The following is a 1,863-nucleotide window of genomic DNA, read 5'->3' on the forward strand; positions in this document are numbered from 1 at the left end:
AGGTCATGGCGTGCCATGGCTGACCCTAAGCAAAGAATATGGCTTTCAAAATTCGCATCACGTTTTAGAATTGCACGCGTGGTTCCGCCTATACGGAACGCACTGCCTAAAGGATTTTGACGCAAATAAGTAAGCTTTGCGTTGTCACCAATCAGCGCTGTTGTTTGGCTAGAGCAGAATGCTCCGTCTACATCAGCGATTGCATAGTTTTCAATGACTGTAGCTTGCGCACTTTGCTCCAGTTCGATATACACACGAGGTGTTGTAAGTCCCGCTTCATCTTGCACAAAGTTCAAAATGATCGGGCATTCAATCACGGCATTTTTAGCAATGCGAATGACTAGTCCATCATTGAAAAGAGCGGTATTGATTTGTTCAAGCTCTCCGCGCTCATATTCTGCAAGTTCAATGATTGCTGAGCAGTCTTCATCACTAAGTTGCGTAAAAGCTTGAAGAGTTAAGCCCGATTCTTCGATCTCGCTTAATGCCGCGGCGTCAATACCAGCAGCTGAGATGTCTATGTAGATAGCATTTTCGACAAATGCTGTGGTGCTTACTGTCTCAGAGTTGTTACTGAGAAGGCTTAGATCACCTAAACGCTTTGCAGAATACTTCCAATGCTCTGTTTTGCGCGTTGGCACAACAAGCGTAGATAGTTTCTCTTGTGCGTTTTTCTGTAATGTTTGAATTTGGCTTGGAAGAGCAGAGTTAAGCTGATGCGCTTCAACGACAGCCAAAGAGCTGAGTTGAGTCATCGCTTATGCCTCGCTTTCTGCGTTGTCTTCAAGACCTAACCAGCCGTAGCCTTTTTCTTCAAGCTCAAGTGCAAGCTCTTTGCCGCCTGATTTGATGATTTTACCGCCAGCCAAAACGTGAACATAATCTGGAACAATGTAATCAAGCAAGCGCTGGTAGTGCGTAACCATAACAACCGCTCGATCTGGAGAGCGAAGCGCGTTTACGCCATCAGCCACAACACGTAGTGCGTCGATATCTAGGCCTGAGTCAGTTTCATCAAGAATCGCTAGTGATGGCTCAAGCATCAGCATCTGCATGATCTCGTTACGCTTTTTCTCGCCGCCAGAGAAACCTTCGTTGACGCCACGTTTTAAGAAAGATGGGTCAAGATTTACCTGTTGGATCTTTGCTTTAGCTTGCTTCATGAATTCCGCTGCGTTGATCTCACCTTCGCCGCGATGTTGGCGAATGTTGTTGATCGCGGTGCGCAAGAACTGAAGGTTGCTGACGCCTGGAATTTCAACAGGGTATTGGAATGCTAGAAACACACCTTCACGCGCGCGGTCTTCAATCGACATGTCAAGGAGATCTTGGCCATTAAAAGTAACCGTGCCGCCGTTCACTTCATAAGCTTCGTTGCCTGCGAGTACCTGAGAAAGTGTACTTTTACCGCTCCCATTTGGGCCCATGATTGCGTGAACTTCGCCAGGCTTAACCTCAAGGTTCAAGCCTTTAAGGATTTGCTTTTCTTCAACTGATGCTTGTAAATCTTTAATGTCTAACATTCGTCTTTTCCATTCGTATGCGTCGCACAACTCGCCGCAAGATTTAATCTTTAATTAACCTACACTGCCTTCAAGGCTGACTTCTAATAGCTTGGTTGCCTCAACCGCGAATTCCATCGGAAGCTCTTTGAATACTTCCTTACAGAAACCGTTAACAATCATTGAAACGGCTTGCTCTGCATCAATGCCTCGTTGTTGGCAAAGGAACAGTTGGTCATCGCTGACTTTTGAGGTCGTCGCTTCGTGCTCGACGATCGCACTCTTATTTTTGTTTTCGATGTAAGGGAAGGTATGAGCGCCACACTTGTCGCCAATCAATAGAGAGTCACATTGCGCATAG

3 protein-coding genes are annotated in these 1,863 nt (G+C 46.1%); all 3 read right to left on the reverse strand.

The window, feature by feature from the left end; translation table 11 throughout:
- Nucleotides 1-755, reverse strand: a 755-nt coding sequence (locus A3762_RS21330) for a SufD family Fe-S cluster assembly protein (protein ID WP_156493651.1), incomplete at its 3' end; no start/stop codon positions are given.
- Nucleotides 756-758: 3 nt separating this feature from the next.
- On the reverse strand, nucleotides 759-1,523 hold the full coding sequence (sufC, locus tag A3762_RS21335) for a Fe-S cluster assembly ATPase SufC (protein WP_068476268.1): 765 nt from the start codon (nucleotides 1,521-1,523) through the stop codon (nucleotides 759-761).
- Between the two features lie 54 nt (nucleotides 1,524-1,577).
- Nucleotides 1,578-1,863: SufD family Fe-S cluster assembly protein (locus A3762_RS21340; RefSeq protein ID WP_197469476.1), on the reverse strand; the 286-nt coding region annotated here is incomplete at its 5' end.

It is taken from the genome of Oleiphilus sp. HI0125, assembly GCF_001635355.1.

Coding starts and splice junctions, on each gene's coding strand:
- sufC (WP_068476268.1), bottom strand. CDS start 1,523: ATGTTAGACATTAAAGATTTACAAGCATCAGTTGAAGAAAAGCAAATC.